Origin of the sequence: Pseudomonas gebzensis (assembly GCF_034427815.1) — a bacterium.
GTDB lineage: Bacteria > Pseudomonadota > Gammaproteobacteria > Pseudomonadales > Pseudomonadaceae > Aquipseudomonas.
Window position 1 is genome coordinate 127,781 of the sequence record NZ_JAXQNS010000006.1, and the last position, 19,246, is coordinate 147,026.

20 protein-coding genes are annotated in these 19,246 nt (G+C 64.9%); 13 read left to right on the forward strand and 7 right to left on the reverse strand.

Annotated elements, in window-relative coordinates:
• Positions 1–3: 3 nt before the first annotated feature.
• Entirely contained in the window at positions 4–2,175 is a 2,172-nt protein-coding gene (locus SJI00_RS13240; RefSeq protein WP_322462168.1) for a response regulator, read from the reverse strand.
• Positions 2,176–2,356: 181 nt separating this feature from the next.
• On the opposite strand from SJI00_RS13240, the gene SJI00_RS13245 reads away from it, so the two are divergent.
• Both SJI00_RS13245 and SJI00_RS13250 read left to right on the forward strand, forming a co-directional pair.
• Complete coding sequence (locus tag SJI00_RS13245; protein ID WP_322462169.1) at positions 2,357–2,752, forward strand: MerR family transcriptional regulator; 396 nt, start codon at positions 2,357–2,359, stop codon at positions 2,750–2,752.
• A gap of 31 nt (positions 2,753–2,783) precedes the next feature.
• On the forward strand, positions 2,784–3,683 hold the full coding sequence (locus tag SJI00_RS13250; protein ID WP_322462170.1) for a hydroxymethylglutaryl-CoA lyase: 900 nt from the start codon (positions 2,784–2,786) through the stop codon (positions 3,681–3,683).
• Between the two features lie 571 nt (positions 3,684–4,254).
• Here the strand turns inward: SJI00_RS13250 and SJI00_RS13255 are convergent.
• Positions 4,255–4,782, reverse strand: coding sequence for an MgtC/SapB family protein (locus SJI00_RS13255; protein WP_322462171.1), 528 nt, complete (start codon positions 4,780–4,782; stop codon positions 4,255–4,257).
• A 141-nt stretch (positions 4,783–4,923) separates the two neighbouring features.
• Here SJI00_RS13255 and SJI00_RS13260 point away from each other — a divergent pair, with 141 nt between their 5' ends.
• Positions 4,924–5,163 (forward strand): DUF3203 family protein, encoded by a 240-nt coding sequence (locus SJI00_RS13260; RefSeq protein WP_322462172.1) that lies wholly within the window; start codon positions 4,924–4,926, stop codon positions 5,161–5,163.
• Between the two features lie 128 nt (positions 5,164–5,291).
• Entirely contained in the window at positions 5,292–6,701 is a 1,410-nt protein-coding gene (gene mapR / locus SJI00_RS13265) for a GntR family transcriptional regulator MpaR (RefSeq protein ID WP_322462173.1), read from the forward strand.
• Positions 6,702–6,837: 136 nt separating this feature from the next.
• Here mapR and SJI00_RS13270 read toward each other — a convergent pair whose 3' ends face one another.
• The 5 genes from SJI00_RS13270 to SJI00_RS13290 form a co-directional block, all read right to left on the reverse strand.
• Positions 6,838–7,173, reverse strand: a complete 336-nt coding sequence (locus SJI00_RS13270) for an SDR family NAD(P)-dependent oxidoreductase (RefSeq protein ID WP_322462174.1) — start codon at positions 7,171–7,173, stop codon at positions 6,838–6,840.
• 66 nt (positions 7,174–7,239) lie between these two features.
• A complete protein-coding gene (locus SJI00_RS13275) occupies positions 7,240–8,775 on the reverse strand; it encodes a DHA2 family efflux MFS transporter permease subunit (protein WP_322462175.1) in 1,536 nt (511 codons plus the stop codon).
• Complete coding sequence (locus SJI00_RS13280; protein ID WP_322462176.1) at positions 8,772–10,019, reverse strand: HlyD family secretion protein; 1,248 nt, start codon at positions 10,017–10,019, stop codon at positions 8,772–8,774. Before SJI00_RS13280 ends, SJI00_RS13275 begins: the two co-directional genes overlap by 4 nt.
• Positions 10,020–10,047: 28 nt before the next feature.
• Positions 10,048–10,521, reverse strand: coding sequence for a MarR family winged helix-turn-helix transcriptional regulator (locus tag SJI00_RS13285; RefSeq protein ID WP_322462177.1), 474 nt, complete (start codon positions 10,519–10,521; stop codon positions 10,048–10,050).
• 288 nt (positions 10,522–10,809) lie between these two features.
• Entirely contained in the window at positions 10,810–11,232 is a 423-nt protein-coding gene (locus SJI00_RS13290; RefSeq protein WP_322462178.1) for a hypothetical protein, read from the reverse strand.
• A 213-nt stretch (positions 11,233–11,445) separates the two neighbouring features.
• Here SJI00_RS13290 and SJI00_RS13295 point away from each other — a divergent pair, with 213 nt between their 5' ends.
• From SJI00_RS13295 to SJI00_RS13335, 9 genes are all read left to right on the forward strand, one after another.
• Complete coding sequence (locus SJI00_RS13295) at positions 11,446–12,780, forward strand: lysine N(6)-hydroxylase/L-ornithine N(5)-oxygenase family protein (RefSeq protein WP_322462179.1); 1,335 nt, start codon at positions 11,446–11,448, stop codon at positions 12,778–12,780.
• Positions 12,781–12,967: 187 nt separating this feature from the next.
• Complete coding sequence (locus tag SJI00_RS13300; protein ID WP_322462180.1) at positions 12,968–14,170, forward strand: PepSY-associated TM helix domain-containing protein; 1,203 nt, start codon at positions 12,968–12,970, stop codon at positions 14,168–14,170.
• Positions 14,167–14,706, forward strand: coding sequence for a PA2404 family protein (locus tag SJI00_RS13305; protein ID WP_322462181.1), 540 nt, complete (start codon positions 14,167–14,169; stop codon positions 14,704–14,706). Before SJI00_RS13300 ends, SJI00_RS13305 begins: the two co-directional genes overlap by 4 nt.
• A complete protein-coding gene (locus SJI00_RS13310) occupies positions 14,703–15,023 on the forward strand; it encodes a hypothetical protein (protein ID WP_322462182.1) in 321 nt (106 codons plus the stop codon). Before SJI00_RS13305 ends, SJI00_RS13310 begins: the two co-directional genes overlap by 4 nt.
• Positions 15,020–15,589 (forward strand): DUF6162 family protein, encoded by a 570-nt coding sequence (locus SJI00_RS13315; protein ID WP_322462183.1) that lies wholly within the window; start codon positions 15,020–15,022, stop codon positions 15,587–15,589. Before SJI00_RS13310 ends, SJI00_RS13315 begins: the two co-directional genes overlap by 4 nt.
• Before the next feature lie 16 nt (positions 15,590–15,605).
• On the forward strand, positions 15,606–16,523 hold the full coding sequence (locus SJI00_RS13320; RefSeq protein ID WP_416221035.1) for a metal ABC transporter substrate-binding protein: 918 nt from the start codon (positions 15,606–15,608) through the stop codon (positions 16,521–16,523).
• Complete coding sequence (locus tag SJI00_RS13325) at positions 16,520–17,266, forward strand: metal ABC transporter ATP-binding protein (RefSeq protein ID WP_322462184.1); 747 nt, start codon at positions 16,520–16,522, stop codon at positions 17,264–17,266. Before SJI00_RS13320 ends, SJI00_RS13325 begins: the two co-directional genes overlap by 4 nt.
• Entirely contained in the window at positions 17,266–18,165 is a 900-nt protein-coding gene (locus tag SJI00_RS13330) for a metal ABC transporter permease (protein WP_322462185.1), read from the forward strand. The genes SJI00_RS13325 and SJI00_RS13330 overlap by 1 nt, the downstream gene beginning before the upstream one ends.
• 70 nt (positions 18,166–18,235) lie before the next feature.
• Positions 18,236–19,168 carry a metal ABC transporter solute-binding protein, Zn/Mn family gene (locus SJI00_RS13335; RefSeq protein WP_322462186.1) on the forward strand — a complete coding sequence of 311 codons (933 nt, stop codon included), beginning with the start codon at positions 18,236–18,238 and terminating at the stop codon, positions 19,166–19,168.
• Positions 19,169–19,246: the final 78 nt, after the last annotated feature.

A 19,246-nucleotide genomic window follows, 5' to 3' on the forward strand; every position in this document is an offset into this window, starting at 1 on the left:
CAGTCAGCTGGTCTTGCGCTCGATCAGCCGCGCCAGGCCCCGAGCCAGCTCGGCGCGGCGAAACGGCTTGCGCAGCACTTCAAAGCCGTTCAGCTCGCTGGGCGAGAGGTTGGCATAGCCGGTGATGATCAACACCGGCAACTGTGGCAGGCGCGCGCGGGCATGCTGGGCGAACTCGGCGCCGGTCATGTCAGGCATGACCTGATCGGTCAGCAGCATGTCGGGCACCAGGCCTGCGGCAAGCAATTCCATGGCCTGCGCCGCGCTCTGCGCCTCGGTCACCTGATAGCCGAGGTCGCGCAGTTGCAAGGCGGTGGCCTGGCGCACGATCTCTTCATCATCGACCACCAGAACATGGCCGCCGCAAGGGTTCGTCAACGGTTCCTGATGGTCTGTTTCGCGCCCTTCAACCGGCGTTTCGCTGGCGGGCAACCACAAGGTGGCCTGGGTGCCGTTGCGCTCCTGCGAGCACAGGGTAAAGCCGCCGCCCGATTGCAGCGCAAGGCCCTGCACCATCGGCAGGCCAAGACCGATGCCCTGGCCGACATTCTTGGTCGAATAGAACGGTTCGAAGCAGCGCGCCAGCACCTCGTCTGACATGCCGCAGCCGTTGTCGCAGACCTGTAGCCAGATCACCTGCCCGGCCACGATGCCCGTGGGCCGGGCCGTGCTGTCGTCCACCAGCCCTGCGCGGATCGCCAGGCGCCCACCCTGGGACATGGCATCGCGGGCGTTGACCACCAGGTTGAGCAGGGCCAGTTCCAGTTGCCCGGGGTCGATCACCACGCCCGGCAGGTCGGCATCGACCTCCACGTGCACCGCAATGGTCGGCCCCAGTGAGCGGGCGATCAGTTCGCGCATGTCCTCGATCAAACCGGCCAGCGCTACCACTTGCGGCTTGAGGGTCTGCCGCCGGGCGAAGGTGAGCAATCGCCCGACCACCGTTCGGGCGCGATCGGCTGCCAGTAGCGCGCTGTCGATCAGACGCTGGGAACGCGGCTCAGGCAAACGACGCTGGATCAGCTCCAGCGAAGCGATGATGGGCGTCAGCATGTTGTTGAAATCGTGGGCGATGCCGCCGGTGAGCTGGCCGATCATTTCCATCTTGCGCGCTTCATGCAACTGCAGCATGGACGTCTCGCGCTGGGCCAGCATGGTCGCCACGCGCTCTTCGAGGCTGATGTTCAGCGCCACCAGACTGGCTTCAGCGCGGGCACGAAGGATGGCCGCCCAGGCCAGCTTGGCGGTTTCATCGATCAGCAGGCGTTCGGCCTCGATGAACACATGCCGAGTCTGGAAATGCACCGCCAGGGTGGCATCCAGGTGAGTGCCGGTGCGTACCGGCATCAACAGGCTGGCGCAGAGCTCGCGACAGTCGCCTGCGGCAAAATCGCCGGCAATGCTCTGGCCCTCGGCCAGCGTGGTCTGCAGGTGCTCGCCGTAGGTGGCGTAGGCATGCTCGCGGACCAGCGCCGGGGCGCCGTTGAGCCACTGATGCTCGATGGAAAAATGCTGCTCGTCGCCGGCATCATGGGCAAAGAATACCCGCGAGGCGCCTAACTGCTCGCCCAGGCGACGGGTCACGAAGGCTTCGATCTGCGCGGCATCCTTGATGTCGGGGAGGATCCGGCCCAGCTCCAGCAGAAACGCCTGGCGCCGCTCGAACTGCACGCGCTCGGTGGTCTCGGTGACGATGCACAGAATGCCGCCGACGCTGCCGTCGACTTCACGCACCGGCGAATACGACACATCGAACCAGGCCGTTTCCCCCAGCCCGCGACGTTCTATATAGAAAGGCCGATCGGTGGCCGAGAACGTCTCGCCGGTCTCGCGCACGCCACGCAGCAAGGGTTCGAGGTCATCCCACATCTCGCTCCAGTTCTCCTGCGCCGGTCGGCCCAGTGCCCTGGGGTGCTTGGCACCGATGGTGGGCGCATAGGCGTCGTTGTAGAGCGCCACGTAGTCAGGCCCCCAGAACAGCACGATCTGCGCCTTGGCCGGAAGAATGGTCGCCATCAGCGTCTGCAGGCTCAGCGGCCAGGTGTCCGGCGCGCCGAGGGGCGAGTTGCACGGGTCAAGGGTCTGCAGCAAGGTCGCCACCGTTCCGCCTTCTTGCAAGAAGCCCGGTGGCATGGCATTCCGGCGCTCTGCGTCGCCGTCCAGGTAAAGGTTCATCTCATACAGGCCATCTTCATGAGCGGGGCCAGGTGCCCGAGTCTGAAACCTATGAGATCAATCTGGCGCAGACGTTCCCTGCCACTCGGATGAATGTGTTCGGCGGGCGCACGCAGTCGGGCACCTTGACGTTTACGTAAAGTGGGTTATAGCCTAGTGCCACATTGCCGCAGAGCCCACTATGAGCAGCCAGACCTACAGCATCTCCGATTTGTCCCGCGAGCTGGACATCACCACCCGGGCCATTCGCTTCTATGAAGAACAAGGCCTGTTGACCCCCCAGCGCCGCGGCCTGGAACGCATCTATTCAGCCCGCGACAAAGTGACATTGAAGCTGATCCTGCGCGGCAAACGTATCGGCTTTTCCCTGGCCGAGTGCCGCGAGCTGATCAGCCTGTACGACCCCAGCGGCGGCAACGCGCGGCAGTTGAACAGCATGTTGGCCAAGATAGCCGAGCGCCGCGCCCAACTGGAGCAGCAGATGCTCGACATCGAGCAGATGCATCTGGAACTGGACACCGCTCAGGAACGCTGCGAACAGGCCCTGGCTTGCACCCGCGAACACCGCCCCCTCTGACGCTCACCCTCTTACGCACAGGAAATCCCACATGTCCTTGCCCTCCCACGTACGCCTGGTCGATGTCGGCCCACGCGATGGCCTGCAGAACGAAGCCCAGCCGATCAGCGTGGCCGACAAGGTGCGGCTGGTCGACGACCTCAGCGCCGCCGGGCTTGGGTATATCGAAGTGGGCAGCTTCGTCTCGCCCAAGTGGGTGCCACAGATGGCCGGCTCGGCTGAAGTCTTCGCCGGCATCACCCCCCGCGCTGGCGTCACCTACGCAGCCCTGGCGCCCAATCTGCGAGGCCTGGAAGACGCCCTGGCGGCCGGAGTGAAGGAAGTGGCGGTCTTCGCCGCGGCCTCCGAAGCGTTCTCGCAGCGCAACATCAACTGCTCGATCAGCGACAGCCTCAAGCGCTTCGAGCCGCTCATGGCGCTGGCCCGCCAGCATGATGTGCGGGTACGTGGCTATGTTTCGTGTGTGCTGGGTTGCCCGTATGAGGGCACGGTGCGCGCCGAACAGGTCGCGCCTGTGGCCCGCGCCCTGTTCGAGCTGGGCTGCTATGAAGTCTCGTTGGGTGACACGCTGGGCACCGGCACCGCAGGCGACACGCGGCGGCTGTTCGAGGTGGTCGGCAATGAGGTGCCGCGCGCGCAACTGGCCGGCCATTTCCACGACACCTACGGCCAGGCGCTGGCCAACGTGTACGCCAGCCTCCTTGAAGGGATCAGCGTGTTCGACAGCTCCGTGGCTGGGCTCGGCGGCTGCCCCTACGCCAAGGGCGCGACCGGTAACATCGCCACAGAGGATGTGGTGTATCTGATGCAGGGGCTGGGCATCGAGACGGGCATCGACCTGGACCGATTGATCGCCGCAGGCCAGCGCATCAGCACTGTTTTGGGGCGTGCGAGCGGCTCGCGGGTGGCACGGGCGCGCATGGCGGGCTAAGCGGCTGAGGTGACACATTGCCACAGGCGAAGTGTTACCGCGGCCCCATTTACAGCGAAAAATCGGGTAACACGGAAACAATTCGACAGATATTCCCGGCGATGGAACCGTCAGCAGATGGCCCAACCCCCCGGATTACGGGGTTTTTGAAAAGTTGGCACGGCACCTGCTATATCTTTCGTACAACAAGAACAACAAAGCGCACCACCCAATAAAAACAACAGACAACGGTTCTGACATAACAAGAACAACACGGCAGAAGCGTAGCAAGCAGATCTTTTTGGAGTCGATGGGTTTTCCGGGGTCAGTGCCCCGCACCTGGCACAGAACAACAAAACTACCCTCAGGTAGCGACGGTCAGGCTGGATCAGCAATGATGAACATCGATCAGCGCTCAAAAAAATACGTTTGCTCTTGAGCCCCGGTTAGGGGCCACCGCACCACCCGGACAGGCCAACAAAAACAACAATCGGCCCGTCACGAACAATAAGAAAAGAGCACGCAACACACCTCAAGGGGAGCTTCGGCTCCCCTTAGTGCTGTCTGGGGTATCGCCAATGGTGCTCCCGCCTCAGCGCTTGGTGCCCTCCTCCTTTTTCTTGTCCTCGTGCTCACCCTCGATACGTTCGACCAGCGCCGGCATGCTGCCCAGCACCAGCAAGGCCAGCACGGTACTGATCAAGGCCGTTGCCTCACGTCCCATGCCCGCCGCCGTGCCGATTGCCGCCGTCATCCACAGGCCCGCTGCCGTGGTCAGCCCTTTCACGTGGCTCGGGTCGCTGCCATTGCCTTTCAGGATGGTGCCGGCGCCCAGAAAACCGATGCCCGCAACGATGCCCTGGATCACCCGGCTCATGGCCTGTTCGTCAGCTCCAGCCATGCTCGGCGCCAGCACGAACAGCGCCGCTCCCATCGACACCAGCATGTGCGTGCGCACCCCGGCTGACTTGCCACGGTGCTCGCGCTCGAACCCCAGCACTGCCCCCAGAATCGCTGCCATCAGCAAACGCACCAGAATGCGCGCCACCTCTTGCTCGTCGGTGACGTCGGCAAATTCGGCCGCAACCGCCTCCCATACGTTGGCTAACCAATCGTCCATCGATGTCCGCTCCCTTGCCTTCAGTCAACGGTGGACCGTGGCCGAAACCTGGAGTGCCCCGGGACCGTTCGCCCATCCGGGTGAGCAACCTGGCCACAGGCGCAGTCACAGCCTTGAGTCATTCACCGAGAGGAACTCGCCATGCCTGTCCAGATCGACGAAACCACCCACCGTTGCACCCTGCTGGGCGCCAACGACACCCTCCAAGCCCAGGGCTCGGACATCGAGATCATCACCGACGACACCTTGCGCATGTCGATGGCCGTGCTCCAGGGCAAACGCGTGCCCATCACCGAAGCCGAAGCCGATGCATTGACCGTGGCCGGTGCCCAGGATAGCCGCAGACACCTCAAGGCCAGCGTGCCAGGCTCAGTGATCTGAGCACGCCCAGCCTCACTGGTATGGTTTTTTTCAGGCTGACTGAGGCTGTACTGAAAACAGCGTGCCGGCCATAGTGGCAGGCGGTTGAGTCAACCGCCTTGCCACCTTGATCCGCCTGCCGAGCCGCTATGAAACGCTATGAACGCTTCGCCGACGACATTGCCGAACTGATCCGCAGCGGGGTGCTGGGCCCTGGCGAGCGGATTCCCTCGGTGCGCTATGCCAGCCAAACCCACGGGGTCAGCCCCTCCACGGTGTTCCAGGCGTACTACCTGCTCGAGCGCCGCGGTCTGATTCGCGCGCGTGCGCGATCGGGCTATTTCGTCAACAGCCATGCGCCACGCGCGTTTGTCGAGCCGCAGGCCCTCGCCCCGGTCAGCGAGTCCACCGAGGTCGACGTCAGCGGCCTGGTGTTTTCCATTCTCGACTCGATCAAAGACCCTGCCACCGTGCCGTTCGGCTCGGCCTTCCCCAGCCCGATGCTGTTTCCGTTGCAACGCCTGGCCCGTTCGCTCGCCAGCGCGGCGCGCAGCATGGACCCGCGGGTCGCGGTCACCGACTTGTCGCCCGGCAACCCGCAATTGCGCCGGCAAATTGCCCTGCGCTACATGGTCACCGGGTTGATGTTGCCGATGGAGGAACTGCTGATCACCAACGGTGCCCTGGAAGCGCTGAACCTGTGCCTGCAGGCGGTGACCGAGCCCGGTGACTTGGTGGCCATCGAAGCGCCGGCGTTCTATGCCTGCCTGCAAGTGCTGGAGCGGCTCAAGCTCAAGGCGGTGGAAATTCCGGTCCACCCGCGCGAAGGCATGGACCTTGAGGTGCTGGCGCAGACCCTGGCCAAGCACCCGGTCAAGGTGGTGTGGTGCATGAGCAATTTCCAGAACCCGGTCGGCGCCAGCATGCCGGAGGCCAAGAAGCAGGCGCTGGTGGAGCTGCTGCGTGTGCACCAGGTGCCGCTGATCGAAGACGATGTGTACGCCGAGCTGTATTACGCCCAGCAGGCACCAAAACCGGCCAAGGCCTTCGATACCGAGGGCCTGGTGATGCACTGCAGTTCGTTTGCCAAGAGCCTGGCGCCGGGCTACCGCATCGGCTGGGTAGCGGCCGGGCGCTTTGCGCAGAAGATCGAGCGGCTCAAGCTGATGACCTCGCTCTGCGCCTCGATGCCGGCGCAGGCGGCGATTGCCGACTACCTGCAGCATGGCGGCTACGACCGTCACCTGCGCAAGCTGCGTTACGCCCTGGAGGGCCAGCAGGCCAACATGCTCGCGGCCATCGCCAAGTATTTCCCGGCACAAACCCGGGTCAGCCAGCCGAGCGGGGGCTATTTCCTGTGGCTTGAACTGCCCGAACAGATCGACGCGCTGAAGCTGTTTCACATGGCGCTGGCGCAGGGCATCAGCATTGCGCCAGGGCCGATCTTTTCGCCGACGCGGCGCTTCGGCAATTGCATCCGCCTGAACTACGGCAGCCCCTGGACTGACAGTTCAGAGCGCGCCATGGAAACCTTGGGGCGGATCATCCGCTCGTTTTGAAGGGTGTTTTAGCCGGGCAGCTCAATAGGCGTCGCGTTTATTGAGACGGCGCGGCGCTTTGGCAACTGCACCTGCCTGAACGACGGCAGGCCCTGGCATGACAGTTCTGAACGAGCTATGGAAACCTTGGGGCTGATCATTCGGCCGTTCTGGGGTGTCTGATGTGGATCGTTGGATAGGCGTCGCTTTTATCAAGACGGCGCTGCCGCGGTTCGCGACTCATGCCCACAAAGCGGGGCGCAGCGAGCAAGCTCGCTCCTGCAAATTGCTGCGGCTCGAGCCCAACCTGGACTGCGGCTCGAATCGCCACCGCCTCGGCGCCCAGCCCCTGCACCTCGGCCAGCACCTGCGCGGCGGCCGCTTCATCGCGGTGGTAGTTCAAGCACACCCGGTAGCCTGCGCGGGCGGCCGAGCGTGCGCGCGCAGCGCCGATGCCCCGTGTGGCACCCGTGACGATCATGACCGGCTGCATGGGCGGCTTCTTTGCCTGAGGGGAAGACCCCTGCGGTAGATCAAACCACCCCACGCTGCCGAGCGATCAGTGCCCGCCCGAGCTCGCCGCAGCCTTGGCGGTGAACGGCGGCTTGGCGAACCACACCAGCACGATCAGGCCAGCGAAGATCCAGGTCATCAGCATGAAGTAGTCCACCGTCGACATCATGTAGGCCTGGGCGTTGACGATCTGTTCCAGCTGCGCGTAGGTCTGCTGGCTGGCGCCGCCCATCTGCTCGATCGTGTGGCGGGTGACCGGGTCGTACTGGCTGATGTGCTCGGTCAGGTAGGCGTGGTGCTGGTCGGCACGGCGAATCCAGATCCACGTCGTCAGCGACGCGGCAAAGCTGCCGCCCAGGGTGCGCAGGAAGGTGGCCAGCCCCGAGCCATCGGCAATCTGGTGCGGCGGCAGGTCCGACAGCAGGATGCTCAAGGTCGGCATGAAGAACAGCGCCACGCCGATGCCCATGAACAACTGCACCAGGGCGATGTGCTGGAAGTCCACCTGGCTGGTGAAGCCCGCGCGCATGTAGCAACTGGCGCCAATGGCCAGAAACGCCAGCCCGGCCAGTACCCGCAGGTCGAAGCGATGGGCGTACTTGCCCACGAACGGCGACATGATCACCGGCAGCAAACCAATGGGCGCCACGGCCAGGCCTGCCCAGGTGGGCGTGTAGCCCATCTGCGTCTGCAACCATTGCGGCAGGATCAGGTTGATGCCGAAGAAACCGGCGTAGCCCCCGACCAGCACAATCGTGCCGACGCGGAAGTTGCGGTATGCAAACAGCCGCAGGTTGACCACCGGATGGCGATCGGTCAGCTCCCAGATGATGAAGATCGCCAGGAAAATCACCGAAATCAGGCTACCGCCGATGATGAACGGCGACTCGAACCAGTCCAGGTCATTGCCCTTGTCGAGCACCACCTGCAAGGCCCCGACGCCGACGATCAGGGTCAACAGGCCGATGTAGTCCATCGGCTGGCGACGGGTGTGCACCGGTCTCGCGCGCATCTGCTGGCGCACCACGGCGGCGGCAAACAGGCCGATGGGAATGTTGATGAAGAAGATCCACGGCCAGCTGTAGCTGTCGGTGATCCAACCGCCGAGGATCGGCCCGGCAATCGGCGCCACCACCGTGACCATGGCCAGCAAGGCCAGGGCCATCCCCCGTTTGGCCGGGGGATACACCGCAATCAACAGCGTCTGGGTCATCGGGTAGAGGGGGCCTGCGACCACCCCCTGCAACACACGAAAGCCGACCAGCTCGGGCATCGACTGAGCGATCCCGCAGAGGAACGAGGCCATCACGAACAGTAAGGTGGCCCAGATGAACAGCTTCACCTCACCGAAGCGCCGGCTCAGCCAGCCGGTCAGTGGCAAGGCGATGGCATTGCTCACGGCGAACGAGGTGATGACCCAGGTACCCTGCTCGTAACTCACCCCCAGGTTACCGGAGATGGTCGGCAAGGCCACGTTGGCAATCGTGGTGTCTAGCACCTGCATGAACGTCGCCAGCGACAGGCCGATGGTGGTCAGCAGCAGGCTCGGCGGGGTGAACTGCGCAGCACCCGCCTGGCTCATGGCGCGGCCGTCTTGCCGGCGGCGCTGTTGTCGCGAATCAGGCGGCTGATCAGCGCGTCCGCCTCGCCCAGCTGCTGGTCATACACCTGGGTGGAATAGGTCGCCTGCTGCGGCGGCTGTTGCGCCAGCACCGGGCCATCCTGATCGTGCAGGTCGACTTCGACCACGGTCGACAAACCGATGCGCAGCGGATGGCGCTGCAACTGCTCGCGGTCGAGCTGGATGCGCACCGGCACGCGCTGGACGATCTTGATCCAGTTGCCGGTGGCGTTCTGCGCAGGCAGCAGCGCAAACGCACTGCCGGTGCCGGCGCCAAGGCTCTGCACGGTGCCGCGGTACTCGATGTCATCCCCGTACAGGTCAGCGGTGACGTGCACCGGCTGGCCGATGCGCATCTTGCGCAGCTGGGTTTCCTTGAAGTTGGCGTCGATCCACACCTCGTCCAAGGGGATCACCGCCATGGTTGCGGCGCCCGGTTGCAGCCGCTGGCCCAGCTGTACGGTGCGCTTGGCCACGTAGCCGGTCACCGGCGCTACGAGGGTGGTGCGGGCGTTGTCGAGGTAGGCCTGGCGCAGCTCGGCGGCGGCGGCCATGACGTCCGGGTGAGAGGCCACTTGGGTGTCGTCGACCAGAGCGGTGCTGGTGTTGAGTTGCTGGCGGGCGCTGTCGACGGCGCTTTGTGCGGTGGTCACGTCATCTTGGGCGTGGGACAGCTCTTCAGCGGAAATCGCCCCGCCCTGGGCCAGGGCCTTGCGCCGGTTGAAGTTGTCGCGTGCGGTTTTCAGCGCGGCCTGGCGCGACTGCACCTGCGCCTTGAGGGCATCGACATTGCTGTACAACCCGCGCACTTCGCGCACGGTGCGGGCCAGCTTGGCACGGCTGGACTGCAAGGCCACCTCGGTGTCCGAAGGGTCAAAGCGCAGCAGCACCTGACCGGCGTGGACCAGGTCGCCGTCGTCCGCACCGATGCTGGTGACGGTGCCGGTCACCAGGGGGGTGATTTCCACCACATTGCCGTTCACGTAGGCGTCGTCGGTGTTCTCTTCCCAGCGCCCTATCAGGGTATACCAGGCCCAGCCAGCGGCGGCGCCGAGGATCACCAGCAACAACAGACCGAGCAGCCAGAGCTTGCGCTTGCGCGACTTGACAGGCTGCTCGGCGGTCTCGCTGCCTTGCGCGCCAGTGCCAGGGTTGGCATCGGCGGCTTTAGCATCGGGAGCTTGGGCGTCAGGGGAAGTGGCCATGGCGTTACCTTGAGAAATTCGTAGGGGTTCAACGTTCGCCGAAGCGGCGAACGGTCATCGGATCACCGGCGTTGAGCAGGACCTTGGCCAGCAAGCCTTCGAGGGTCTTGAGCTCATCGGCCTGGAGCACGCCGACCAGTTCGTTCATGGCCTTGGCGCCTACCTCGGGCAGGCGGTCGGCCAGGCGCTGGCCATCGGCTGTCAGCGTCAGGCGCACCTGGCGGCGGTCTTGCGGGCAGCGCTGGCGCTGGATCAGCGCCTTCTGTTCGAGGCGGTCGAGCATGCGCGTCATCGAACCACTGTCCAGGCCCAGGCAGCGGCACAGCTCGGCCGGGGTATCGACCTGATACTGCGTGGCGATGATCAGCACCTTGAACTGCGCGGCAGTGACGCCTTCGCTTTCCAGGTGCGAGTCGAGGATGCGGTCTTTGAGGAGCGCGGCCCGGCCGAGAAGCATGCCGATGGCGCAGTGCGAGAAATTGTCGGGAGTGAAATGCGGCATGGCACACGACGCCGGGGTAAGTGTGTGCAAATGTTACTGCTTAGGCAGTGAATGTCAAAATATTTATTAGGCTGCTAAGTAAATCGCCGCAGCGTCTCAACGGGTCCGCGGCGCAGCCGCGAGCACAAGAAAGCCCGGCACCGCGATTTCGAGCGCTTGCCAGGCCAGCACCCGGTTGCTCTCCGAGGCCTGAATACAGAGGCATGCAGGGTTGCTGCCGATCTGCGGCGCCAGCGCATGGATGCCGCGGGCGTTGCACGCCGGGTCGGCTCTCAGTGCTGGGACACCTCAGGCCTCGGTGCTGACCATGCTTCCCGCGCTGGCGCCGCCAGAGGCGGTGAGCGCCTCGAGCAGTTGGCTGGTAGCAGTCATCAACGCGGCGCTGAGCGAGCTGATACTGGTCTGCTTGCCTGCGATGGCAGCGGCCTTGGCCTGCTCGCTCATGCGCTGGGACATGATCTGCGACAGCTGGCGCTGCTCTTCAGCCAGGCGTTTCTGCAGATCCTTGATCAGTTCTTTCAGCTGCTTGACCGCTTCTGAATCGCTGTCTGCGCTGCTGGCGCCAGAAGACACCCCGCCTTGCGCCTGCAGGCCCTGGTTGAAGGCCTTGCCATCGAGGCGCGGTGTCGAGGGCTGCACGCTCTCGCTGGTGCTGGTGGGCGTCGCGACAGCGCTGGTCGCAGCGGGAACGACGATAGTGGAAAAGCTCACCACAGGGTCACCTCCGGTAGGGCGTAACAAGGGATGACCGTTCTATCGGCTAGCCGCGCAGGATCTTGAGCGGCCTGAACGGCCTGGGCGCCCTGCTCGACCTGTCGATGGCGGCGCTAAATTCCCCCCACAGCAGCTCGTTCCCTTGAAGTACCTGCGCAGGCGCTGCACCACACGGCAGGCATGCCTCTCTCGACTTCTACGGACACCGCCATGAGCCAGACCTCAACCTCGGACACACCCAAAGATCTGATCGGCGTCGGTTTCGGCCCTTCCAACCTGGCCTTGGCCATTGCCCTGGAAGAACTCGCCCAGACCCACGGTCACGCCCTCGATGCGCTGTTCATCGACAAGCAGAGCGACTACCGCTGGCATGGCGAGACGCTTGCCAGCCAGAGCGAGCTGCAGATCTCCTTCCTCAAAGACCTGGTCTCGCTGCGCAACCCCACCAGCCCCTACAGTTTCGTCAACTACCTGCACCAGAAACAGCGCCTGGCCGACTTCATCAACCTGGGCACCTTCTATCCGTGCCGACTGGAGTACAACGACTACCTGCGCTGGGCCGCCGAGCACTTCGCCACCCAGGCGCAGTACGGCGAGCAGGTGCTGCGCATCGAGCCTGAGCTGCACGCGGGCCGCGTCGAGCACCTGCGGGTGGTGTCCCAGGATGCCCAGGGCCGGGAAAAGGTGCGCCGCGCCCGCAGCGTGGTGGTCGGCACCGGCGGCACACCGAAGGTCCCGGAGATCTTCCGCGGCTTCAAGGATGATCCGCGCGTGTTCCACCATTCCCAGTACCTGAGCAGCGTGGCCAACCTGCCCTGCGCCCAGGGCAAGCCCATGCGCATTGCGGTGATCGGTTCGGGGCAGAGCGCGGCTGAAGCCTTCATCGACCTGAACGACAGCTACCCGTCGGTCAAGGTCGACATGATCCTGCGCGCCGCCAGCCTCAAACCGGCCGACGACAGCCCGTTCGTCAACGAGATATTCGCCCCCGACTACACGGACCTTGTGTTCAACCAGCCGGCCGCCGAACGCAGCAAGCTGATCGACCAGTTCCACAACACCAACTACTCGGTGGTCGACCTGAACCTGCTCGAACGCATCTACGGCATCCTCTACCGGCAGAAAGTCGCCCATCAGTTCCGCCACAACGTGCTCTGCCGGCGGCAGATCGAAGCGGTCAGCGCCAGTGCCGAGGGTATCGAGCTGACCATCGCCGACCTGGCCACCGGCGGCCAGCAGACCCACCGCTACGACGCCGTGATCCTGGCCACCGGCTATGCGCGCAGCTCGCACCGTGAACTGTTGGCGCCATTGGCCGGCTACCTCAAGGACTACAGCGTCGATCGCAACTACCGTCTGCTCACCGGCCCCGACCTGCATGCCTCGGTGTACCTGCAAGGCTTCTGCGAGAGCAGCCATGGCCTGAGCGACACCCTGCTGTCGGTGCTGCCGGCGCGGGCTGCCGAAATCGGTGAAGCCCTGTTTCAGGACATCGCACGCCAGCACGGCCGCCCCGCGCCGGCGATGCTCCGCGACAGCGCATGAATTAACCAGCGCACCCAGGTCAACGCCTCAGCCATCGGCCTGCGCGATCATCGCGCGGGCCGTTTGCACTGGCGCCGAAACATTTGCTTTCAATTAAACACGCAGTATTTCGATTCTCATTCGTCCTTACTAGTGCAGCCCCTATAAAGTCGAGCGTTTGCTCGACCCCCTTCTAGAAGATCGACTGATGGCTCAATCCCCGAAAAAATCCAAATCCAGGCTGTGGTTCCTGGTTCACAGCTGGCTCGCACTGCCGATCTGGTTCTTTGTACTGATCGTCTGCTTCACGGGCATGCTCGCCGTGGTCAGCCAGGAAATCGTCTGGCTGGCAAACCCGGATGTGCGTGCCAGCAAGCCCACGGCAGACGCTCAGCGCCTGAATTTCCAGCAAGTGCTCAATGCCGTGAAACGCGCTGAACCGGACACGGCCGTTGACTCGATCCGCCAGCCCGACGGCTCGCACTTCGCCCTCAACCTGGGGGTGACCCGCCCCGACGGCTCACGGGCCACGTTGTACGTCAATCCGTACACGGGAGCCATTCAGGGCAAGACCCCGGATTTCAACTTCGAAGCCTTCACCCGCGCCCTGCACGGCTGGTGGCTGGTGCCTTTCACCAACGGCTACAGCTGGGGCTGGTACCTGGTTTCGCTGCTCGGCCTGCCGATGCTGGCATCGCTGGTGACCGGGCTGGTGGTCTACAAGAAGTTCTGGCGTGGTTTCTTCAAACCGGTGCGCACCGGCCATGGTTCGCGGATTTTCTGGGGCGACGTGCACCGCCTGGCCGGGGTCTGGTCGATCTGGTTCATCGCGGTGATTTCCATCACCGGTACCTGGTTCCTGATCCAGGCGATCCTGGGCGACAACCACATCACCACCTCGAGCGAGCCCATCGTGCCGGTGATTGCCCGTGAGCAGGTGCCGCAGATGCCCGATGGCAGCCCCGCCCCGCGCATCGGCCTGGATGAAGCCGCGCGCATTGCCGAAACCAGCATCCCTGGCCTGGACATCAGTTTCATTACCTTGCCCGCCACGGCCTACAGCCACTTCGGCATGGGCGGACGCGGCTGGTACCCGCTGATGTTCCAGACAGCGTCGGTCAACCCCTATACCCGCGCGGTGGACAGCCAGTTCCTGCTGGCCGACCGCAGCGCACTGGAATTCGTCATCGAGTCGATGCGCCCGTTGCACACCGGTGACTTCGGCGGCCTGGCGATCAAGCTGGTGTGGTTCTTCTTCGGCCTGGTGCTGACCCTGATGGTGCTCAGCGGCCTGCTGATCTGGACCAAGCGCACCGCCCAGGCCACTGCCGCGGCGCTCAAGCGCAGCGAGCGTCCGGCACGGCTGCGAGCGCCACGCCGCGCGAAAGAAACCACGCAGGTGCACTCATGAACCAGGCTCAGACCCTGCCGCCACGCGGCTTCAAGCACTGGTGGCTGAAATGGCGCTTCCACCTGAACATTCTGCTGATCCTCATTCCGCTGGCGTTCATGCCCAAGTATTTCGCCGACATGCGCCTGTTCCGCGGTGAAGGCGGCCTCGGCGAGCATCTTCAGGCCGACATCCCGGTTGGCCGCTGGAGCGTGAGCCTGGCCGAGATGCGCGACGCCGCCCCCGAACAGGACGGCCCGGCGGGCTATTTCAAGATCTTCAACCTGGCCCTGTGCGCCGAGTGCCAAGAAGGCGTCAAGGCCATCTACCTGCGCATCGGCAAGCCGCGCAGCCTGCGGGCGGCCGGCAGCATCGGCTTCGGCTCGCCGTATCGCATGCTCACCTCGCTGCCCATTCCACAGCGCACCCAACCCGACGCGCACATCTGGATCACCCTCGAAGGGTGGGATGGCCAGATGTATCAGGCGTCCGTTCCCCTCGCCGAGGCGTCGCCCGCGACTGCAGCCTGGCTCGCCAAACAAGGAGGCAAACCATGAAACACCTGATGCGCAGGCTCGCCCTGCCCGTGCTGGCCCTGTGCGCCGGCCCTGCCCTGGCGCACAACCCGATGTGCGAATGCGACGAAAAAGCCACCGGCGAGATCACCTGCAAGGGCGGCTTCTCCGATGGCAGCGGCGCCGCGGGGGTGACCCTCGATGTGATCGGCTACGACGAGCAGGTGCTGGTCGGCGGCAAGCTGGGCGATGATTCGACGCTGACCTTCAAGCGCCCGGACGGTGAGTTCTACGTGTTGTTCGACGCCGGTCCCGGCCACGTGGTGGAAGTCGACCACGCCGATATCGCTGCGCCATGAGCCGCGCCCAGGTGGTACGCCCGGCCGGTGCCGGGCATGAAACCCTCTATGTGCTGCTGACCGCGCTGGTGATCGTGTTGCTGGCTGCAACGGTGGTGGGCGTACGCGGCGAGCGGGAAGACGAAGCCAGCATCGCCGCCCATGAAATCGACGCCCGCCGTGACCTGACCCCCGCCGAGCAAGGCCTTTATACCGACCTGCGGGTGGCCGTCGACGAGATCCGCCTGCTGCGCGAAGACATCGGCAGCAGCCCGACGGTCGAGCGGCTGGCCGAAGACGGCCTGCCGCCGTTCGTGGTCGATGCCAGCAGCCAGAGCCGCGGCAGCCACCACTGGCAGCGCCTGGCCGAGGATGCCTACCTGGGTCAGAGCCAGGCGCCTGAGGTGGCCGGTAGCCTGCTGGTGCTGCTGCCGGCCGACGACGGCGCAGAGCCGGTGGTCTGGCTGCAACGCACAGGCGACGGCAACCCGCCGGTGCAGCGCACGCCCAGCGCGCTGATCGGCGCCGGCTGGCAACAGGTCGTCAGCCATTTCGACGCTGGGGTTACCCGCCAGCACCGTCACTGAATCAAGGACTTTACCCATGCTTCGCTCCACTCTGGCGCGCCGCGCCCTTGCCCTGCTGATCGCCTGCGCCCTGCCCGCCCTGGCCCTGGCCGATGCCGGTAAACCCCTGCGCATCGGCATCACCCTGCATCCCTACTACAGCTACGTGAGCAATATCGTCGGTGACCGGGCCGAGGTGGTGCCGCTGATTCCAGCCGGTTTCAACCCGCATGCCTACGAACCACGTGCCGAAGACATCAAACGGATCGGCACCCTGGACGTGATCGTGCTCAATGGCGTGGGCCACGATGACTTTGCCGACCGCATGATCGCCGCCAGCGAAAAGCCCGACATCGCCACCATCGAGGCCAACCGCAACGTGCCGTTGCTGGCCGCCACCGGCATCGCCGCGCGTGGCGCCGGCAAGGTGGTCAACCCGCACACCTTCCTGTCGATCAGCACCACCATCGCCCAGGTCAACAACATCGCCCGCGACCTGGGCAAGCTCGACCCCGATAACGCAACGTTCTACACACAGAACGCCCGTGCCTACGCCAAGCGTTTGCGCAGCCTGCGCGCCGCGGCCCTGGCCAAGGTCACCGAGGCGCCCAACGCCACCTTCCGCGTGGCCACTATCCACGCCGCCTACGACTACCTGGTGCGCGACTTCGGCCTGGAAGTCACGGCGGTCGTGGAACCGGCTCACGGCATCGAGCCGAGCCCAGCGCAGTTGAAGAAGACCATCGACCAGCTCAAGGCGCTGGACGTGAAGGTGATCTTCTCGGAAATGGATTTCCCCTCGGCCTACGTGGAAACCATCCAGCGTGAATCGGGCGTGCGCCTGTACCCGCTGACGCACATTTCCTACGGCGAATACACCAAAGACAAGTACGAAATCGAGATGAAGCAGAACCTCGACACGGTGGTCCGCGCCATCGAGGAGAACCGTACATGACGGCCGCGGCCAAGCTCGCCGCGCCGGGTGGCCCGCGCATCGAGTTTGCCGGCATCGACCTGACCCTGGGCCGCACGCGCATCCTCGAACAGGTCAGCTTCACGGTGGCGGCCGGCAGCATTCACGCCATCGTCGGGCCCAACGGCGGCGGCAAAAGCTCGCTGATCAAGACCTTGCTGGGGCAGATGCCGCACCTGGGCCGGCTGACCCTGCACTGGCCGAGCCCGGCTGAAGTGATCGGCTATGTGCCGCAGGCGCTGGAGTTCGACCGTGGTCTGCCGATGACCGTGGATGACTTCATGGCCGCCATGTGCCAGCGCCGCCCGGCGTTTCTCGGGCTGTCGCGGCGCGTGCGTCCGGACATCGACCAGGCCTTGGCACGGGTCGGCATGCTGGATAAACGCGCTCGCCGCATGGGTGCGTTGTCGGGTGGTGAGCGTCAGCGGGTCTTGCTTGCGCAGGGGCTGATTCCAGCGCCTCAGTTGCTGGTGCTGGACGAGCCGATGTCAGCGCTCGATGAAGCGGGCATCCAGGTATTCGAACACCTGCTGCACGCCTGGCGCGCCGCCGGGACCACAGTGCTGTGGATCGAGCACGACTTGCAGGCGGTGCTGCGCCTGGCCGACCGCGTCACCGGGCTGAGCCGCCAGGTACTGTTCGACGCCGCGCCCGCAGAGGCGCTGACCCCGGAGCGGCTGCTCAGCCTGTTCTCCGTCCACCCGCGCCGCGAGGAGCAGGCCTGATGAGCTTTGAAGTGTTCCGACAACTGGTGCAGGACTGGGCCAACGCCGGCTACCTGCCCGAAGCGCTGGCCTATGGTTTCGTCATCAACGCCTTGCTCGCGGGCCTGATGATCGGCCCGGTGCTGGGTGGGCTGGGCACCCTGGTGGTGGTCAAGCGCTTTGCGTTCTTTTCCGAGGCGGTCGGCCACGCGGCACTGACCGGCGTGGCCATCGGCATCCTGCTCGGCGAGCCCTATACCGGGCCTTACGGCAGCCTGTTCGGCTACTGCCTGCTGTTCGGTATCCTGTTGAATTTCCTGCGCAACCGCACCGGGCTGTCGCCGGATACGCTGATCGGCGTGTTCCTCTCTGTGTCGCTGGCACTCGGCGCGAGCCTGCTGCTGATGCTGGCCGGCAAGATCAACGTGCACATCCTGGAAAACGTACTGTTCGGCTCGGTGCTCACCGTCAGCGGCCAAGACCTGCTGGTGCTGGGCATTGTCGCGCTGCTGGTGGTGGGCCTGGCGGTGCCGCTGTACAACCGCATCATGCTGGCCAGCTTCAACCCGCAGCTGGCGGCCGTACGCGGTGTGGCGGTGAAGACCCTCGACTACCTGTTCGTGGTGCTGGTGACCCTGGTCACCGTGGCTGCGGTAAAGGTCATCGGCGCGATTCTGGTGGGTGCGTTGCTGGTGATACCGGCAGCCGCTGCGCGCCTGGTCAGCCAGTCGCTGAAGGGCTTTTTCTTCATCGCGGTGCTGATTGCCACCTTCAGTACGCTGACCGGCATTTTGCTGCCGATCGTGTACGACCTGCCCATTCCGTCAGGTGCCGCGATCATCCTCATGGCCGGCCTGTGTTTCGCCTTCGCCGCCCTCGCCCGCGCCCTCGTTCCACGCCTGCAAGGAAATCCGGCATGACCCTCTGCCTCCAGCACCGGGCCGTCACCCTGGCCTGTACCCTCGCCCTCTTTCTGCAAGGAAGCCCGGCATGACGTTCTCGCTCAAGCAGCTCTCTCTGGCCTTGGCCCTGGCTGGCCTGCCGGCCCTCGCGCTGGCCGCGCCAGCCTCCAGCGCGCCTACGGTCACGCAGGCAGCAGGCAAGCAGGCAGCAGCCGCGGTGACCGTGCTCACCACCGTGCCGGTCACCCACAGTCTGGCCGCCGCCTTGCTCGACGGCACCTCGGTGCAGCTCAACCGCGCCGCCCCTGCCAACTTGCCGGCCAGCCGTCAGCCGTCGTTCTTCAGTGGCCGTGGTGGCGCCAGCCTGGACAAGGCCGCGCGCAAGGCAGACGCGGTGATCGGCCTGCGCTCGATCTGGCGCGACGACCCGCTGTATCCCATGGCCCGGCGCAGCAACATCCGCATTGTCGAGATCGACGCCGCACGGCCCGTGGACGGCGCCCTGCCGGGCATTGCGGTGCAGGGCGATAACGCCTTCGCAGCGTACCCCTGGCTGAGCCCGACCAACCTGGGGCGCATGGCCGATGTGCTGGCCAATGACCTCGAACGCCTGGCGCCGGCCGACAAGGCGCGCATTCAAAGCAACCTGGCCGGTATCAAGCGGCAGATGCTGGAACTGCTCTCGAGCAGCCAGACGCAACTGGCCGAGGTGGACAACCTCACCGTGGTCAACCTGTCAGAACGCCTGAGTTACCTGGTCAGTGGCCTGAACCTGGACGTGGTCGAGCAACCCCTGCCCCAAGACGACCGCTGGGAGCCCAGTGCACTCAAGGCACTGACCGACACGCTCAAGGCCCAGGACGTGGCGCTGGTGCTGCACCATCGCCAGCCTGATGCGGCCCTGTTTGAGGCGATCAAGGCAGGCGGCGCGCAGCTGGTGGTGGTCGACAGCGATGCTGATGACACCGTGGCGGGGCTCAAAGCCAGTGTCGAACAGGTAGTGAAGGCACTGCGCGGCTAGCCGTCGCCTCGATGGACCTACGTTGAATGGGTGGTTTGGCCGGGCCCTGTGAGAGCGGCCACTGCCGCGACGGCCGAC